The following is a 16224-nucleotide window of genomic DNA, read 5'->3' on the forward strand; positions in this document are numbered from 1 at the left end:
TTGAATATTCCATAATTCGCCTCCTTGTTGGACGCGACATCTATATTAACACATAGGGCACAGAAAGAAGTTTGAACTTGCTTCAATCGTCTACTTTTTTTGAATTAGGTAAATCGGTCTGCGCATTGTTTAGCTAAACTAAAAAACAATTTTGTCGATAAAAAAAGATACAGATTTAAGGGGCTATCTTCATGTGTTATCAAAAACCGTCAGATCTTGATAATTGGTCATTATTAAATAATGAACTAATGTCATTGAGACATAAGGTTATATTGGAATGGCAAGAATTAGTTGTAAGTAATGCTAAAGAAGAACAGTATCAAAAATTTCTTTCGAAACAAGCGGGCATGTTTTTTTTAGATGCGCATTCAAAATTTATTTGTATCGAAAAAATAAGATTAGGCGCAGATTATGTAATTGACTTTGCAGTTGCAACTGAAGGGTATAGTAATGGATTATCATGGGAATTAATAGAAATCGAACTGCCTCATGCTATACCTTTCACAAAAGAAGGAATACCCTCTGCAAGACTTTCCAGAGCAATTCAACAAATTCATAATTGGAAACGATGGCTTATTGATAACCGGAGAGATGCAGAGAAATTATTTCCAGCTTATGGTATTCGTACGAAACGAAACGCAAATTTTAAGTTTTCTGTTTTAATTGGAACGCGAGACAATTCATCTTTATGGATAGAACAAAGAGAACAACTTTCTACAAATTTAGGAATAGAATTATTATCGTTTGACCGCCTGACTGAGTGGTTAGAGCGTCGTTGGTTTTCGAATAAAACTTTTATTGATTCTTCTAGTAGACCACTAACTGAATGGCAAAAGAAATATCTTGCAAATCCATTTGCAATGGCAATGTCAGATAAGGAATGGAGAAAGTTTTTAAAGGAAAGAATTCGGGGTAAAATTTATGGGGCACATTTCACTCCAACATCAGCAGAATTGCTTTTGAAATATCGTAGTTTTAACAAAGAACTTCTAACTCAATTTCAATCTGCCAGTGCGGAAATCTGAATTATTTTATGGTATATCGTAACGCAACCCTTATTCGTCAAAGCAATTGTCACTTCTAACGAGGCGGTGACTTATGGGGTATTCAAGAGCTGTTAAGTTTGTTAACAAAGTCTTGTCGCATGATGTGCTGAGTCCCGTAAATGTAAGCGGAGACATCGGGCTTAATGATCAGAAAACCGGAATTGGATTAATAAGATCGAATACGGTATTTAATAGATGGTAGGCAAAAGAGCAACCCGAAATTCCCATAATTTCAATCCATTGAGCAGAGTTGCTCCAGCTCGTACTGATGACTCAAATGGAGATCAATAAGGGCTGAATAGCATCCTCTCCACCAAAAAGTGTGACAGCAATAGCCACACAAATCCCCAAACAAAAGCGCAAATTGTATAACTATTTCGTTCAGTCGTGTTTCCTGCTGAGGTCTGTTATTCGGCGAGTTTGGGCAGGAAGGAGAGGTCGACATAGTATCTCTTCGGGTTGTTCCGGTCTATGAACACCCGTATCCGTCTGTTCTGTATGTACTGCGTGGGATCATACCAGAGATTGTCACTTTTGAAAACATGGATCTCTGACGTCGCGGGATTTTTCCACTGCGTTACAACCTGAAACGGAGAGTTTCCGTTGACTGAAACGGCGGTATTCATTGAAACCGACTGAAACTCTGTCTCAACAGGGGTGCCCTGCTCTCTGAGGGAGTCGTTTTTGCGTCCTTTGAGTATGGGGACGAGGAAGATGCCTGCACCAACAAGCAAAAATAGACCTCCCAGCCCTCCAGAAATGATGGAGCCTGCCCAGAGTGAGAAGAGATCATTGATTTGTGCTTTTTGAGGGTCGTCAGGCAGGTAGAGCAGCTCGACCTTTTCGCCTTCCGAATAGGCCGGAGGATTGCTGCCTGATGATGAGATGAACACCTGCGGTGAACCATTTCCATCAGTAAAACGAATGACAGGCCGGTATATTTTTGAATCATGTGAAGTGTTTGAACTGCCGGACCAGGATTCGATGAGGCGCACAACAGTGCCCTCTGTTGTTACGGCTTTTGAGAGGAATGTTCGGGTATTTTCACTGATCCAGAAGGTGCCCAGGAGCATGGCAATACCAAACGCCGTGAAGAGATATTTGATGATTGCAAGAACTTTCATGGTCTGCTCCAGTTTTGATGCGAAAGCAACGCATAATAAGTCCGGGAGGTCGTTACCCCGGAAAGGTGGTGTTCGCCGGGCTTCAAGATTACTGAAAATAACTGTTTTCCACTGATAGTTCAGCAGAACTATTGTTTTGTCATGGCGTTTCCCTGGGGGAGGCCAGATCGTGATGGCGATGTAAACGGAAAATTGATGACGAAAAGAGTGTTTTATCGTTTCTTATTCACTATGTTAACAATCTGAAGTTTCAGTCTCTGATCTGCACTCCGTCTGAACTCTCCTGAAACAGGGAATTCTCGCTTCATGCAGTTACACTCATTCTCCTCAAGGAGCCGTTTTTTTCGGTGAATTGCTGCATCCGGATTTCAACTCTTCACACCCTCAAAGTGCTGATTTTTTGCTGAAATTCCTGATGTTTTTAACTTTCAGGAACATGATGAGCTTTTGACTGAACGGAGCCGGAACCATCCAAAACAGGTATGGCTGCCGGAGAATCCTAACATAAACGATTGAATGTAGTGGCAAGACAGCGGTTTAACCGAAAATCAAAAAGTCCCGCGGGCAGGAAGCCGCGGCAGCCTTCATCGCACACAGGGGAGAGGGTAAGGGCAAATGATCATATCCTGATCAACGAGTTCCTGTTCAGACGGGGTGAAAGTTCACTTGCAGCTGAAATCATAACCTTTTTTACCGATCATGAAGGTGAACGGTTCCGGTCGGTTGATCTGGCCAAAGTCCTTGGCTACACGGAGTCAAAGCAGCTTCCCGGTTTCTGGTATGTGCTGCACAAGCTTCAGGAAGAGGGTACGGTTGACAAGGATTCCAACCGCTGTTACGGAATGTCGGGTGTGGAGTCGGCAACCTATGAAGACCATCTTGTCCATATAAAGCCTTTTCCCGTGCCCGGAAAGGAGCAGTACAAGGTGGACAAGAGCTATACCGGTCGTCTTATCACCCATCCAAACGGTTACGGTTTCATTGATGTCGAGGGATTTGATGATGATGTGTTCATCAAGGCCGGTGACCTGAATTTTTCCATTCATGGTGACGAAGTCGAGGTACTGGTTACCAAGGTTCCTGATACCTACTCTTCGAAATCAACACCGCATCAGCGCTGCGAAGGTCTTGTTCAGAAGGTGATCAGCCGTCGCATAACCACGATTGTCGGGACGCTCGTAAAGTCAGGCCGCAGGTTCACCCTCAAGGCTGATGAGAGGAAGCTGCTTCCTGAAATCGTTGTGCCGATCCGTCTCTCTGCAAAAGCAAAGGCAGGTCAGAAAGTACTGGTCGGTGACCTTGATTTTACCGGTGAAGGGGTCATACAGGCAAAGGTGCTTGAGGTTCTTGGCGAGGCGGGTGATTCATCGGTTGAAGTGAGCGCCATTGCCCGCAGCAAGGGCATTGATGAGACCTTTGACAAACAGATTGTTGATTTCGCCTCATCCATCCGTGAAGGCATTACCGAAAAGGATCTTGAAGGACGCCTCGATATTCGCGACAAAGTTGTCTTTACTATCGATCCGGTTGATGCAAAAGATTTCGACGATGCGCTCTCTCTGGAGACACTTGAAGATGGACTCTATCGTATAGGCGTGCATATTGCCGATGTCTCGCATTATGTGCCCGAGAACTCTCCTCTTGATCGTGAGGCACTCAAACGGGCGACCTCGGTCTATCTGGTGGACCGGGTCATTCCCATGCTGCCGTCACGGCTTTCCGAAGAGATATGCAGCCTCAATCCCGGTGTCGACCGGATGGCCTTTTCCGTCTTTTTTACCATGACCGCAGAGGGGGAAGTCCGCAAGCACGAGTTTCAGAAAACGGTCATCCACAGCAAGCGCCGCTATGCCTATGAAGATGTTGAGGAGATTCTGAAGAAGGGCAAGGGTGATTATTGTGACGAACTGCAATTGCTGGATCGCATCAGCGTACTGCTTCGTGAAAAGCGCTTCAAGCATGGCGGTCTGGACTTTGAAACCGAAGAGGTTCGATTCAAGCTCGGCAGCAAGGGTGAGCCGCTTGAGGTGATGAGAAAAGAGCGCCTTGGAAGCCACCGCCTTATTGAGGAGTTCATGCTGCTTGCCAACCGCAAGGTGGCAGAGTACCTGACCCGAACCTTCAAGGAGAACAAAAAAGAGGCACAGCCGGTTATCTACCGTGTTCACGGCTCACCCCAGCAGGAGAAGGTGATTATTCTCTCCAACTTCGTCAAACGGTTCGGCTTTGATCTCAAGCTCAACCGGGGCAAGGAGGGACCGATTGTTACCGCCAAGGCTCTCCGTCAGCTCCTGCAGCAGGTCAAGGGCACCAATGTCGAGTTTCTTGTAAGCGAGCTTGTGCTGCGATCCATGTCCAAAGCGGTCTATACCGGCGACAATCTTGGCCATTTCGGTCTCGGGTTCGAGCACTATACCCACTTTACTTCACCCATCAGGCGCTATCCGGATCTTATTGTACACCGCCTGCTCTTTGAGTATGAGGGGCTCAGAAAGAAACGCCGTAAAATCACAAGTGCGCGCCTTGCGGAGCTGACAGACAAGATTCAGACCGTCTGCCAGATATCCAACGAGCGGGAGAAAAGTGCCGTCGAAGCCGAGCGTGAGTCCATCAAGCTCAAGCAGGTTGAGTATATGGCAAGTCATGTCGGCAAGGTCTATCCCGGTGTTATTTCCGGTGCAACCGACTACGGCATCTATGTCAGAATGGTTGATTTTGCCATCGAGGGAATGGTGCACATGCGCAACCTCACCGATGACTACTACGAATATGATGAGGCAACCTACTCCCTTGTCGGCAAACGCCGCAAGAAGCGCCTCCAGATCGGTCAGCGCGTCAAGGTTGTGGTGCACAGTGTTGATATTCAGCGCCGCACCATCGATCTTGCCATAGATGACAGCACGCCGCCTAAACAGTAACTCCTGCAAAAAAGTGTCATTTCGAATCCTCCCGACCTGTCGGGGGGTTAGAAATCCCGCTTCGAATTGAAATGAAATCTCTCACTGTGTTCGAGATGACACAGGTGGAGCGCCTAAGATGACAAAGAGGAATGCTTCGGGATGATAACCCGGAATTCAAAATCTCATTCAATCCTGTCCACCATTTTTTCGTCCACCAGTGTCCACTTTCCTGGACAGGGCAAACACGCAGGTTTGCCCCTACATACTCTTTTTTTCTTCAAAGCGGGCAATGTATCGCCTGACATCAAACTTCCGTGCACATCCGGATGCGTTCATATAGCGGATTTTGCCGTAAACCGGCCGTTCAAACCATGGGCGGTCATGCACTCCGCCGATTGACCATGCAACTCCCGTATAGCCGTTGGGATCCCTGCCATCAAGCGCATAGCGGTCATTGAGAAAGAGAGCAGTATTAAATGCCTGCTCGGGGCTTTCACTCCACTCCAGAATTTTTTTTGCCCAGTACATGCGCATGTAGCCGTGTATTTTACCGGTTGTCACCAGCTCATGCCGGGCAGCGTTCCATAACGGTTCGTGTGTGGCCCCTTTTTCAAATTCATCAGGCGTATAGATATACTCCCGGTAATCTGCCGCATGCTTCATGAGCGACTCCCTTGCCCAGGAGGGGATGCCCTCCAAGGAGTCATAATGATTATTATAACAGCAGTAGTTTTCAGAGAGCTCCCTGCGAACGATCAGCTCTTCAAGAAAAGCGGCCCTGTCGTACTCCGGAGCATCTGTTTTTGATACTTGCAGAGCAATGAACTGAGCGCTGATCTGTCCGAAATGGATGTAGGGTGAGAGATTGGAGAGCGCTCCGCTATTCGGGTCGTTGCGCTCTTTGGCGTAGAAGCAGAGCCTGTTTTGCAGGAAGCTGTCGAGGCAGGCGCCGGCCGCCGTTTCTCCCGGTTCAAGCCATGTGACAGGCGCAACCCGATGATCAGCTTTAAGGCGGCTGAAGTGGGTGTTCCAGTCAACAGGAGGGTAATCATTTGGTGAGTCAAGCCGATCAGGTTCAGGAAATCCGGTCAGAAACTCTCCAAGCAGGGCGTTGATTTTCGGTCGAAGTGTTCTGGCAGAGTACTCCTGTTTACCGGATGCTATCCGGCAGGGAACAATGTTATGTGCATCGACTTCATAGAGCGGCAGCGGGAGCTGAGCGCCAACCCTGCGTTTCCACTCTCTGCTGATTTTCAGTGGCGAAAAGTCGGTCACCACAACTCCAGCCTTCATCTCACGGGCGAAGCGGGGAAGTTCGATTTCCGGTTCACCCTGCACGAGATAGAAGGGGATGTTCAGCTTCCGGAGCGCTCTTTCAACCTCCTGAAGTCCTTTAAGCATGAAGTCGTAGTGGCGGAGCGGGGCATTGAGAAAGGATGGTGCAAGGGTGAAAACTACCTTCAATGGCTGCTGCAACTGTTCTGCCTTTTTTCGGGCAAACAGGAGTGCCCAGTTATGCCGGACCCGCTGGTCACGTGACATCCAGTAGATGACCGTGCCGCTCGCATCCCGGCAGTTGTTGAGGAGTGTTATGCGGCGGGGATCAATCATGAGGCAAGGCCGGAAATACGGAGAAAATTGTTGACAAGCTGCATCCCTGTTGCGGTGTACTCATGCCGGAATGATTCAAACTGTTCGATCAGGGCCGTGCGATTCTCCCTTTTCAGGTCGGCATCAAGAGCAAGCCATGACAAAAACATGGTCAGCGTCATTTCAGCATGGCATTGCAATCCATAAGCTCTTTTTCCAACCCTGACAGCCTGTATCGGGCACTGTTTACCTGAAGCCAGCAGCTTCATCCCCGCAGCAAGCTCAACGGTCTCTCCGTGAAGCTGAAAGACCCTGATGCTCTCTGAAAGTCCACAAAAAAGAGGGTCAGCCTTTCCTGTTTCGGTTAGTTGCATGCGAAACACCTCCCCATCCGGGCCGGTAAATCCGATCTCCTTGACCGGGCATGTTATGACCTCGCCACCTCCTGCTTTCACCAGTGTCTGCATGCCGAGGCAGATCCCAAGGAAGGGAAGCTCTTCTTTTATTACCGCTTCAATTCGGTGGAGCTGCATCACCATTGAAGGGGTGCGATCATTGGCGCTTTGAGGGCCTCCAAGTACAATGACTGCACTGAAGTTGACCGGATCGGGAAAGATCTCTCCGGCTGAAAGATCCACGATGCGGGGCTTGATACCCTGTTGACAGAGAACAGTTTCAATCAGTCCCGGAGCCTCGTGGGTTATGTTTTTGACGATCAGGAGAGGCATTTTCATAGGGGAGGTCAGTTACTTTGACTGGTTCAATTCGGCATCAATACAGGGTTTTTTTTTCAATATCTTTTTTCGAATATTAAAAAAAGTACAACAAAAGCTGATGAAACACTTGATTCAAATGACTTAAGATTCTTTTATATTTCCAGATAATTATTTTCTTGACATGAAGATTCAGCAGAGTGTGTTGTGCTTTTTTAAATTTCCGCTACAGATTCCCCGTTGATGTATTTAATGAAGTCATCCCTACATGAAAAGAACTATAAATATTGTCAAGAAGATCTTTAAGAGCGCAGCTCTTTTCAGTCTCCTCTCTTCCGGTATTGCTGCAGCTCATGGAACCGATGCCGTTTTTACTGCACGTACGTTGCAGACGGGCCTTATTGCCGATAATAAAATCATTGTTGATGGTTCGCCCTCAACCGGTCTTATCGCCAACATTTTTGCAATGGACTTTCTTAAAACCGATGGCATTGTTGTGAAGGTCAATGAGAGTGATTCCGAGCGGGGGATATACAGCCTGATCTATAAAAACTGCGATATTGCCACAACCACCAGACCGATGCACGCCAAGGAGCTGGCAGAGGCCAAACGGGAGGGCGTAAAACCGGTTCAGCATATCGTTGCCTATGATGCCATCATTATGGTCGTACACCCGGCTAACTCCCTCTCCGGCTTGACTCTTGACCAGATTCGCAAAATTTATACAGGTACCTATACCAACTGGAGCCAGCTTGGCGGCCCGAATCGGCCGATTGTGCTGCTGCAGCGCGAGAATGCAAGCGGTACACAGGAGACCTTTCGTGACATTGTGATGGGAAAGAGTCCGATTTCAATGAGAGCGATAACCCTTTTCAATAATCGCGAAATCATCGGCCGTATTGCATCCACACCCAATGCCATTGGCATGATCGGGCGTGGGTGGATTGATAACTCGGTCAAAACGCTTCTCGTTAATGGCGTGGATCACTCGACGAAAACCATCAAGGATGAGAGCTATCCGCTTCACCGGCTCCTCTACATGTATACAAATGGTCAGCCGACCGGCGTACTGAAGCGGTTTGTGGATTACTCATTAACTCCTGAGGGCCAGAGATCGCTCAGTGAAAACGGATTTATCGCAGAAAACCGGTAAACGGGATGGATCTTTGAACAACTTTTTTCATACATTCCATCAAAGTAGCCCGTGCCTGCGGGCTTCTTTTCCGCTTTAACCACTCCGTTGTCAACGAGTAATCCTCTCCCCCGATAGTTGTAATCGCAACAAGAAATTCTTGTAATTGAATTCACTGGTGTCCGGTTGTTGAAAATATAAATCACCGTATTTTGTTTACAAATAATAAGTCAAACCGCTTCTGGTTAACGGGATAGAACACACTTCCGAGACCATCAAGGATGGTTCCTATCCACGTTGCAGACCTCTGTATATGTACACAAACGGGCAGCCTTTTGGTGTTCTCCAGCGATTTGTTGAGTACTCAAAAACGTACGAAGGCCAAAGAGCGGTCATTGAAAACGGTTATGTCTCCGCTGATTGAGTGGAGGTGATCAGGATTTTTGTTTAATTGAAAGGCAGAGTGCAGTTTGTTTTTTTAATAAAACAGGTTGTTTCATGAAAAAAACTCTCCGTGTTATCAGGAGCATCTTATTGAGTGCTCTCCTCTTCACCATTGCTGCTGCCGGAACGCTCAAAGCCGAGAGTTTTGAAATCGGAACGCCCGGCTCTCCAACCGGTCTTGTTTCCGGTAACTCCATTGTTATAGACGGAGCCCCTTCACCCGGTCTTATCGCCAACCTTTTTGCCTTTGATTTTCTCAGGAGTGATGGAGTTATTGTCAGAGTCAATGAGAGTGACTCGGAACGGGGCATATACACGCTGCTCTATAAAAATTGTGACATTGCCAACACGACAAGGTTGATGAACGATAAAGAGCTGGCCGAAGCGAGGGCTCTGGGGGTAAATCCGGTTCCGCACACGGTTGCCCTGGGTGCGATCGTCATGGTCGTTCATCCCGCTAACGCCATAAAAGGGTTGAGTATCGATCAGATACGCAATATCTATTCGGGGGCCTGTACCAACTGGAAGGAGGTTGGCGGTCCGGATCGACCGATTGTGCTGCTTCAGCGGGAGCAGGGGAGCGGTACGGTGGAGACCTTCAACGACATAGTTATGGGTAAAACGCCGGTATCCATGAAAGTGATAACGCTCTTCAACAATCGCGAGATCAGAACCCGCATCAATGTGACACCGAATGCGATAGGATATATCGGGCACAGCTGGATAGATAAATCTGTCAAACCCCTTCTGGTCAATGGTATCGATCACACTCCCTTCACCATAAAAAACGGAACCTACCCCCTTTGCAGAAAACTCTACATGTACACGAATGAAAAACCTTTTGGTGTGCTCAAGCGATTTGTCGAGTATTCATCAACAGTCGATGGCAGGGAGAGGCTCACTGAAAACGGGTTTATCCCGGTTGATTGAGTGGGTGTGAGGCTGCTCAGTCCCGGGGCAAGGTGCGAGGCCTCCCGAATTTCTGATAAAAAGAGACCCATGTGACTCGCTCTGTTTTGTATCTCTTTCTCCTGTTGACGATTGCAGGAGTTCCTCTTGGTGCCGGAGCTGCTGACTGGCGTATCCTTACGCAACCGGTCGGCACACAAAACACCCCCTTTCTTGTTGACCCGGCACTGCTTAATGCCGGTTACGCTGCCGGCAGAGGGCCATGGGCGCTGACGACAAGCGTGACCAGCATTACAACGACGACACCCCAGTTTTTTATCCGTTTTTATAATCCTTCGGCTTCATCAAACGCTTCCGGTCAGGAGGGAAGCTGGGTGATGCGCATCAGCTCGGTTCGGGGCCTGAGTGCTCAAAAGATTCGCAACCTTTTTGCCCTGCCGAACACTCCATCCATGATGACCATCGGCTTGTCCGTTACCGGTGAATCATTCTATACCGGGATTGCCGCTCCGATTGAGGGGTGGGGCGATGGAGGCGGTCAGCAGTCACAGGCGAACGGTGGACCCTATACCATATTTTTTAATGCACAGCCGGTTATGGATGCAGCGCTCTCCTGGCCGGCTATGGCCAATACGGATAATGGCCGCGCAATCGGTACCTATCTTGTTTCGCATACTCCCGAGGCCTATTCCGACATGGAATCGGTATACAACAGCCTTGATGTTCTCTGTAATCCGGCAAGTCTGGATCTCTTCAACAGTGCCCTCAGCAGTATCTCTGCTCAACGGTTTGATAACCTTGCATCCTCGGCGCACTATGCGGTCGAACTGCAGAATCAGGCTATAGCCGATCGTATTGACCGGCTTGCAGTCGGCATCTCGGCTCCCGGTTTCTGGATAAAAGCCGCAAGGAGTTTTCAGCACTCATCTGAATCGGGATATGATGGTGATATCAATGCGGTGATGGCCGGATTTGACAGAAAGAGCGCTGAAAACAGAGTGTCAGGTATTTCGCTCGCATGGATGCGTGGTACTGTTTACTGGGCTGAAAACGGCGGGCAGGCAGTTACGGACTATTACAGAGCCGGGGCCTGGTCGGCAGTGGTTTTCGAACGGGCATTTCTGCAGGGGGTGGTGAGCGTGGGTTCGACTGCTGATCAGACTTCTCGAAATATCGCTATCGGTACTCTCTATCTTCCCTCTCTGCATGGCCCTTTACTCTCACCGCTTGCCGGACTGTCAAGAACTGCCAATGCTGACTGTAAAGGATGGAATGCGGATACAGGCTTGCGTGGCGGTGTTCTGCTAAATGCCGGAATGATGAATATTCGCCCCTCGATTGGTTTTGGCTGGTTATATCAGTCAAAAAATGGTTTTACTGAAACCGGAGCCGAAAGTCTGAACCTGAAAGTTGAAGCCGCTCAAACCAGTACACTGCGTTGCAGTGCCGATCTTCGCTTTGAAAGAGCGATCAGGCGCCATGAGCGGCATAAATTTTCTCCCTATGCCGTTATCGGTTGGGCCTGTGCCAGGCGTCTTGACGATCAGGCCGTTACCTCTTCCTTGAATGGTTGGAGCGACACGTTCAGAACATCTGCGGCCATCGAGGCCAAACATCTTTTTACCTGCCGGGCCGGTATTGAAATGGCACCCTGCAAAGGGTTGTTTATTGCAGCCGACTGGTTTCGTCAGACGCAGTCGGGTGACCGGCAATCAGGCTGCGCGGTTGCGATGAATTATCTGTTTTGATGTACATTAACAGATTGTTTATTCTCTCAACCGTCATACCATACAGATGATTCGGTTCCCGTCCGCTTCTTCCGCAAATGAGACTCCGGCCAATGCCGGCAGCAGTTTTATAGATGTTAACGGGTTTCAAGTTCACTACCGGCTTGCCGGTAACAGCAATTCTCTCGTTATCCTGCTGCATGGCAGCTTCCTGAGTATCAGGTCATGGCGGCATGTTTTTGACGAACTGGCAGAAACTTCGTCGGTTATGGCATTTGACAGGCCGGCTTTTGGCCTTACCTCCCGTCCGCATCCCGGCAAGGGATCGGTGGTCAGTTACTCTCCCGAAGCCCAGAGCGACCTTGTTATAGCATTGATGAAAAAACTGGGATTCAGCAAAGCGGTGCTGGTCGGCAATTCAACAGGCGGAACCCTGGCGCTCTTGACGGCATTACGCTATCCGCAGCAGGTTGAAGGGGTGGTGCTTGTAGGAGCAATGATCTACAGCGGTTATGCTACCAGCGAGGTGCCTGCATTCATGAAGCCTGCCATGAAAGCCATGACCCCGCTCTTCTCCCGGTTGATGAAGCGCCTCATCACCAGACTCTATGATCGAAATATTCGCGGTTTCTGGTATAAAGAGGAACGGCTTCAGAGTGACGTTCTGGCTGCGTTTCGCAGTGATCTGATGACGGGGGACTGGTCACGGGCTTTCTGGGAGCTTTTTTTGGAAACCCGTCATCTGCGGCTTGAAGAGAAACTGAAAACCATGGTACGACCAGCACTGGTCATTACCGGTGAGCATGATCTTACCGTTAAAACCTCGGAGAGCATCCGGCTTGCCGGTGAGCTTCCTCATGCAGAGTTGATTGTTATTGCTGATTGCGGCCATCTTCCGCAGGAGGAGCAGCCGGAAGCCTTCATTGCAGCCGTCAATAAATTTCTGCAACGAGTTGCGGAGTGATGCCGATCAGGATTGGTTGTTTGGTCTGGTCTCACAACAGGTTCGCAAGGTGAGGTGCCCGGGGATATCGATAGTGGCGTATTATTCTTTTAGCTCATTCGGTTAAAAAAGGATAAGTTTCAGCGTGAGACCGGTCAGGCAGTACGGAACTTTTCAACTCAACAAACCGCAACGGTTATGTATGAAGAGAATGAAACAGAAGAACAGGCAACGAAGGAAGAGGATCTTTTCGGCATTGTAAAGCTGGTTCCTGTTGCTCTTGCCTTGCCCTTGGCGATTCCTGTGGCGCTTCCTCTCGCCTTGCATGCTATACACGGTATTGGTGTTGGCGGTCTCGGCGTTTTGGCCGCATCCCTGGCATTGCACCCCAAAAGTCAGGAGCTGATTAAATCTTCCGGCGAGCTGCTCTCCAGAATATTGCCGGTTGATGAGATGAAAGAGGGAGGCCAGGAGAGTACGGAAGAACCACTCAACACCCTTTGACATGCAAACGAAGCCTGAATCCTCTCTGATGATCTCCACTCTGCAGCGCAAGTGGGCAATGGCTCTTTTTTTTCTGCTGCACTGCATGTTGCTCTCTTCATGCATGACGGTGCCGATTACCGGCCGATCGCAGTTGAATATTCTCTCTTCTTCGGGGATGATTGCGCTGAGCAACGAAACGTATGGCAATTTCAAAAAATCGAATCAGGAGAGCACAGACCGGAAAAATACGGCTACGGTCAAAAGTGTCGGAACCCGCCTGCAACTTGCTGTTGAACGCTATCTGCGCCAGAAAGGGATGGCAGCGGAGGTTGATGGATATGCCTGGGAGTTCAAGCTTTTTGAATCAAAGGATGTCAACGCCTTTGCCCTTCCCGGCGGCAAGGTCGTTATCTATACCGGAATTCTTCCCTATACCAAAACTGATGCGGGTCTTGCTGTTGTCATGTCGCATGAGATTGCCCATGTCATTGCCCGTCACGGCAATGAGCGGATGAGTCAGGCCCTGATCAGCCAGATGGGAGGTATAGCATTGAATGAGGCGCTTTCGTCACAGTCACAGAAGACCAAGGATCTCTGGGCCGGAATATATGGTATCGGTACTACTTTCGGCTTTCTTATGCCCTACAGCCGTATGCAGGAGACCGAGGCTGATCATATCGGCCTGATCTTTATGGCTATGGCGGGATATGATCCGAATGAAGCCGTCCCTTTCTGGAGGCGTATGGCAGCACAACCGGGAAACCGGCCTCTCGAATTTCTCAGTACCCATCCGGTGCCGGAATCCCGGATTCGCCAGATTCAGTCGGAAATTCCTGAAGCGATGCGCTATTACCGCAAATAGAGAGGAGTTCACTATGAAGCGTGTTTTCTATTTCCTTGTCGCTAACCTGGCTATTGTTCTGGTACTCTCCATTACCCTGAGCCTGCTCGGCGTGGAGCCCTACCTGAAGGAGGGAGGTCTTGATCTCGGCAGTCTGATGGTTGTGTCGCTCATCTTCGGTTTTGGCGGAGCATTTATATCCCTGGCGCTCTCAAAGTGGACGGCCAAGCGATTCACCGGCGCGGTTGTCATTACAAATCCCTCCACCGAATATGAAATATGGCTGCTGAACACCGTGAGAACACAGGCGCAAAGGGTTGGAATCGGGATGCCGGAGGTTGCCGTATTCGACTCTGCTGAAGTCAATGCCTTTGCTACCGGTATGACAAAAAACCGCTCACTGGTTGCGGTATCTTCGGGTCTGATCAGTGCAATGACCCGCGACGAGGCGGAAGGTGTCCTGGCGCATGAAATTTCACACATCACCAATGGTGACATGGTGACGCTGACCCTGATTCAGGGCGTCCTGAACACCTTTGTCATATTCCTCTCGCGCGTCATCGGTTACGTTGTTGATAAAGCGGTTTTCAAGACCAAACGGGGCACAGGGCCGGCTTTTTTCATAACCAGAATCATCGCCGAAATCATGCTTGGCATCCTGGCCTCGATTGTTGTGATGTCGTTTTCACGCAAACGGGAGTTCCGTGCTGATGCCGGAGCGGCAACCCTTGCCGGAAGAGAGAAGATGATTGCGGCGCTTGAAAAGCTTCAGTTGACGCAGCGGGCCACCGTTATGCCCGCACAATTAGCCGCCTTCGCCATATCGGGGAACCCGGCCAGCGGCCTGAAAAAATTATTCGCAACCCACCCGAGTCTCGAAGAACGCATAGCTTCGTTGCGGGCATCATAGAACTTTGTCCCGGTTGTGTCCGGCTCCCTCAAACGTGCAGAACTCAGCATCCGAAAGCAAAGAGGCTGCCTCAGTTTTGCTTCTGAGACAGCCTCTTTCTCTTTATACGGAGAGGGTGGGATTGATTTGATGATATACTTCTCATCCCGATCGTCGCGAGGTAAAACACTATGTCCAAAATCTCTAAGCGTTCAACTATCCTCATGCCCACTGCGGAAGAGGACAGGGCCATTACTGCGGCAGCTAAAAGTGATCCTGACGCACAACCACACGCCAAAGCAATTGAATGGTACCAATCCAAGCCCTGCGTGGTCGTCCGGGAGGTCTGAAAACAAGAAGCTGCTTGTGTCGGTGCGTTATAGCCCCGAGGTCATCGCCTACTTCAAGTCAACCGGTGAAGGTTGGTAATCTCGAATGGATGGTGTCTTCGTACGTATGTAACGCGCCATTCCCGTAGCGCGTGAAATGTGACCGAATTCTACGGTCAACCGGACACTGCGCGATAAGGCCGCTAAAGGCAGGGAACGTCCTAAAGCAGTATATGTTCAGCTAAGGGGGTGTAATCGGGATGCAAATCGAAGAAGAAATGGAAGCTGTTGCCTTAAAGAGTAGGCGCTGAATCACCGGCTTCACTTGCAGTTGCTTCACGGCGCTTGATAATCTCAGCGGCCGTAAGACGGACAACCTTACCATCAATTTTAGTAATGATCGCTGTATTGGTCTGGATAGCCAGATCCTCAGCTGACCTGCCCGCCCGCTGCATCGCGGCATACGAGCCAGCCATATCAGGGTCAGGGGATAATCGAATGTCTGTTGTATTCATAATCTTAGCTCCATTCAATCATTTTTGGCGGAGTGACTGTTCCATCGTACATTGCCCAGGCGTTCACAGCGGCCTTATATTTATTTTGAAAATTGGTGCAACCTGCTGCAAACCGGCGACGAATAATCTCTTCAGGAATATTATGACCACCCTGCATGACACGTTCTGCCACTCGCGACACGGCAATATCAGCAGAGTCCAATGAGAGAAACCATATTTTAACAATATAACCTTCAGATCTCCAATCTTTAATCCTTTGCAGATAGGTAAGGCCGGATAGTGTTGTTTCAAAAGAAAAGCTCTCACAATTTGACGCACAATCATCAATACTATTCTGATTTATATTCCATATTTTACGGTTCTAAGTGCTTATGAATAAGTCTTCTCTCTACCCTCGCCTGATTGAAATGCGCATTACTGAAGCGCTGGCCGACACGCCAGTTGTTTTGGTTGCAGGGCCGCGCCAGGCAGGCAAAACAACCTTGGTGCGACATCAAAGTCGGCAGAGCATCCACCCCAGCAACATTCCACCTCTTGACTGAAACATTTGCCAGTAACAAAGAAAGCTCCCGGTTTGCGGAAGCTTTCTTTTTATGCGGAGAGGGTGGGATTGATTCGAAGCTTTGCTTCTCACCC

The 16224-nt window shown here is 49.0% G+C and carries 17 protein-coding genes; 11 read left to right on the plus strand and 6 right to left on the minus strand.

Features of this window, described 5'->3' with window-relative positions; all coding sequences use genetic code 11:
- Window positions 1-191: 191 nt before the first annotated feature.
- Complete coding sequence (locus tag BOO20_RS05270) at window positions 192-1025, plus strand: Shedu anti-phage system protein SduA domain-containing protein (protein ID WP_083694568.1); 834 nt, start codon at window positions 192-194, stop codon at window positions 1023-1025.
- Between the two features lie 428 nt (window positions 1026-1453).
- Here BOO20_RS05270 and BOO20_RS05275 read toward each other — a convergent pair whose 3' ends face one another.
- Window positions 1454-2170 (minus strand): DUF3592 domain-containing protein, encoded by a 717-nt coding sequence (locus BOO20_RS05275; RefSeq protein WP_076791150.1) that lies wholly within the window; start codon window positions 2168-2170, stop codon window positions 1454-1456.
- A 521-nt stretch (window positions 2171-2691) separates the two neighbouring features.
- On the opposite strand from BOO20_RS05275, the gene rnr reads away from it, so the two are divergent.
- The gene (gene rnr, locus BOO20_RS05280; RefSeq protein ID WP_076791152.1) at window positions 2692-5088 is read left to right on the plus strand and encodes a ribonuclease R; all 2397 of its coding nucleotides are present in this window, start codon (window positions 2692-2694) and stop codon (window positions 5086-5088) included.
- A 240-nt stretch (window positions 5089-5328) separates the two neighbouring features.
- On the opposite strand, the gene BOO20_RS05285 is transcribed toward rnr, so the two are convergent.
- Together BOO20_RS05285 and BOO20_RS05290 are read right to left on the minus strand one after the other, a co-directional pair.
- A complete protein-coding gene (locus BOO20_RS05285) occupies window positions 5329-6681 on the minus strand; it encodes a deoxyribodipyrimidine photo-lyase (RefSeq protein WP_076791154.1) in 1353 nt (450 codons plus the stop codon).
- On the minus strand, window positions 6678-7394 hold the full coding sequence (locus BOO20_RS05290; RefSeq protein ID WP_076791156.1) for a type 1 glutamine amidotransferase: 717 nt from the start codon (window positions 7392-7394) through the stop codon (window positions 6678-6680). The genes BOO20_RS05285 and BOO20_RS05290 overlap by 4 nt, the downstream gene beginning before the upstream one ends.
- A 247-nt stretch (window positions 7395-7641) precedes the next feature.
- Between BOO20_RS05290 and BOO20_RS05295 the strand changes: the two genes are divergently transcribed.
- The 9 genes from BOO20_RS05295 to BOO20_RS13105 all read left to right on the plus strand — a co-directional run bounded on the left by BOO20_RS05295 (window position 7642) and on the right by BOO20_RS13105 (window position 15173).
- The gene (locus BOO20_RS05295) at window positions 7642-8526 is read left to right on the plus strand and encodes a phosphate ABC transporter substrate-binding protein (RefSeq protein ID WP_076791157.1); all 885 of its coding nucleotides are present in this window, start codon (window positions 7642-7644) and stop codon (window positions 8524-8526) included.
- Window positions 8527-9003: 477 nt separating this feature from the next.
- Window positions 9004-9879 carry a phosphate ABC transporter substrate-binding protein gene (locus tag BOO20_RS05300; RefSeq protein ID WP_076791159.1) on the plus strand — a complete coding sequence of 292 codons (876 nt, stop codon included), beginning with the start codon at window positions 9004-9006 and terminating at the stop codon, window positions 9877-9879.
- Window positions 9880-9950: 71 nt separating this feature from the next.
- Window positions 9951-11606, plus strand: coding sequence for an autotransporter domain-containing protein (locus BOO20_RS05305; RefSeq protein ID WP_144277121.1), 1656 nt, complete (start codon window positions 9951-9953; stop codon window positions 11604-11606).
- A 46-nt stretch (window positions 11607-11652) separates the two neighbouring features.
- Window positions 11653-12549: an alpha/beta fold hydrolase gene (locus BOO20_RS05310; protein ID WP_076791163.1), complete on the plus strand. Its 897-nt coding sequence runs from the start codon at window positions 11653-11655 to the stop codon at window positions 12547-12549.
- A gap of 177 nt (window positions 12550-12726) precedes the next feature.
- A complete protein-coding gene (locus BOO20_RS05315; protein WP_076791165.1) occupies window positions 12727-13032 on the plus strand; it encodes a hypothetical protein in 306 nt (101 codons plus the stop codon).
- Window position 13033: 1 nt separating this feature from the next.
- The gene (locus BOO20_RS05320; protein ID WP_083694570.1) at window positions 13034-13876 is read left to right on the plus strand and encodes a M48 family metallopeptidase; all 843 of its coding nucleotides are present in this window, start codon (window positions 13034-13036) and stop codon (window positions 13874-13876) included.
- Between the two features lie 13 nt (window positions 13877-13889).
- The gene (gene htpX / locus BOO20_RS05325; RefSeq protein ID WP_076791167.1) at window positions 13890-14765 is read left to right on the plus strand and encodes a protease HtpX; all 876 of its coding nucleotides are present in this window, start codon (window positions 13890-13892) and stop codon (window positions 14763-14765) included.
- A 170-nt stretch (window positions 14766-14935) separates the two neighbouring features.
- Window positions 14936-15094, plus strand: a complete 159-nt coding sequence (locus tag BOO20_RS05330; RefSeq protein ID WP_233120897.1) for a hypothetical protein — start codon at window positions 14936-14938, stop codon at window positions 15092-15094.
- 22 nt (window positions 15095-15116) lie between these two features.
- Window positions 15117-15173: a BrnA antitoxin family protein gene (locus BOO20_RS13105; protein ID WP_233120896.1), complete on the plus strand. Its 57-nt coding sequence runs from the start codon at window positions 15117-15119 to the stop codon at window positions 15171-15173.
- A 193-nt stretch (window positions 15174-15366) separates the two neighbouring features.
- On the opposite strand, the gene BOO20_RS05335 is transcribed toward BOO20_RS13105, so the two are convergent.
- The 3 genes from BOO20_RS05335 to BOO20_RS13115 form a co-directional block, all read right to left on the minus strand.
- Window positions 15367-15588 (minus strand): hypothetical protein, encoded by a 222-nt coding sequence (locus tag BOO20_RS05335; RefSeq protein WP_040432795.1) that lies wholly within the window; start codon window positions 15586-15588, stop codon window positions 15367-15369.
- Window positions 15589-15592: 4 nt separating this feature from the next.
- Window positions 15593-15790: a hypothetical protein gene (locus tag BOO20_RS13110; RefSeq protein ID WP_233120894.1), complete on the minus strand. Its 198-nt coding sequence runs from the start codon at window positions 15788-15790 to the stop codon at window positions 15593-15595.
- Between the two features lie 151 nt (window positions 15791-15941).
- Window positions 15942-16224, minus strand: a 283-nt coding sequence (locus BOO20_RS13115) for a hypothetical protein (RefSeq protein ID WP_233120895.1), incomplete at its 5' end; no start/stop codon positions are given.

This window comes from Chlorobium sp. KB01 (assembly GCF_001975465.1).
Classification (GTDB): domain Bacteria; phylum Bacteroidota; class Chlorobiia; order Chlorobiales; family Chlorobiaceae; genus Chlorobium.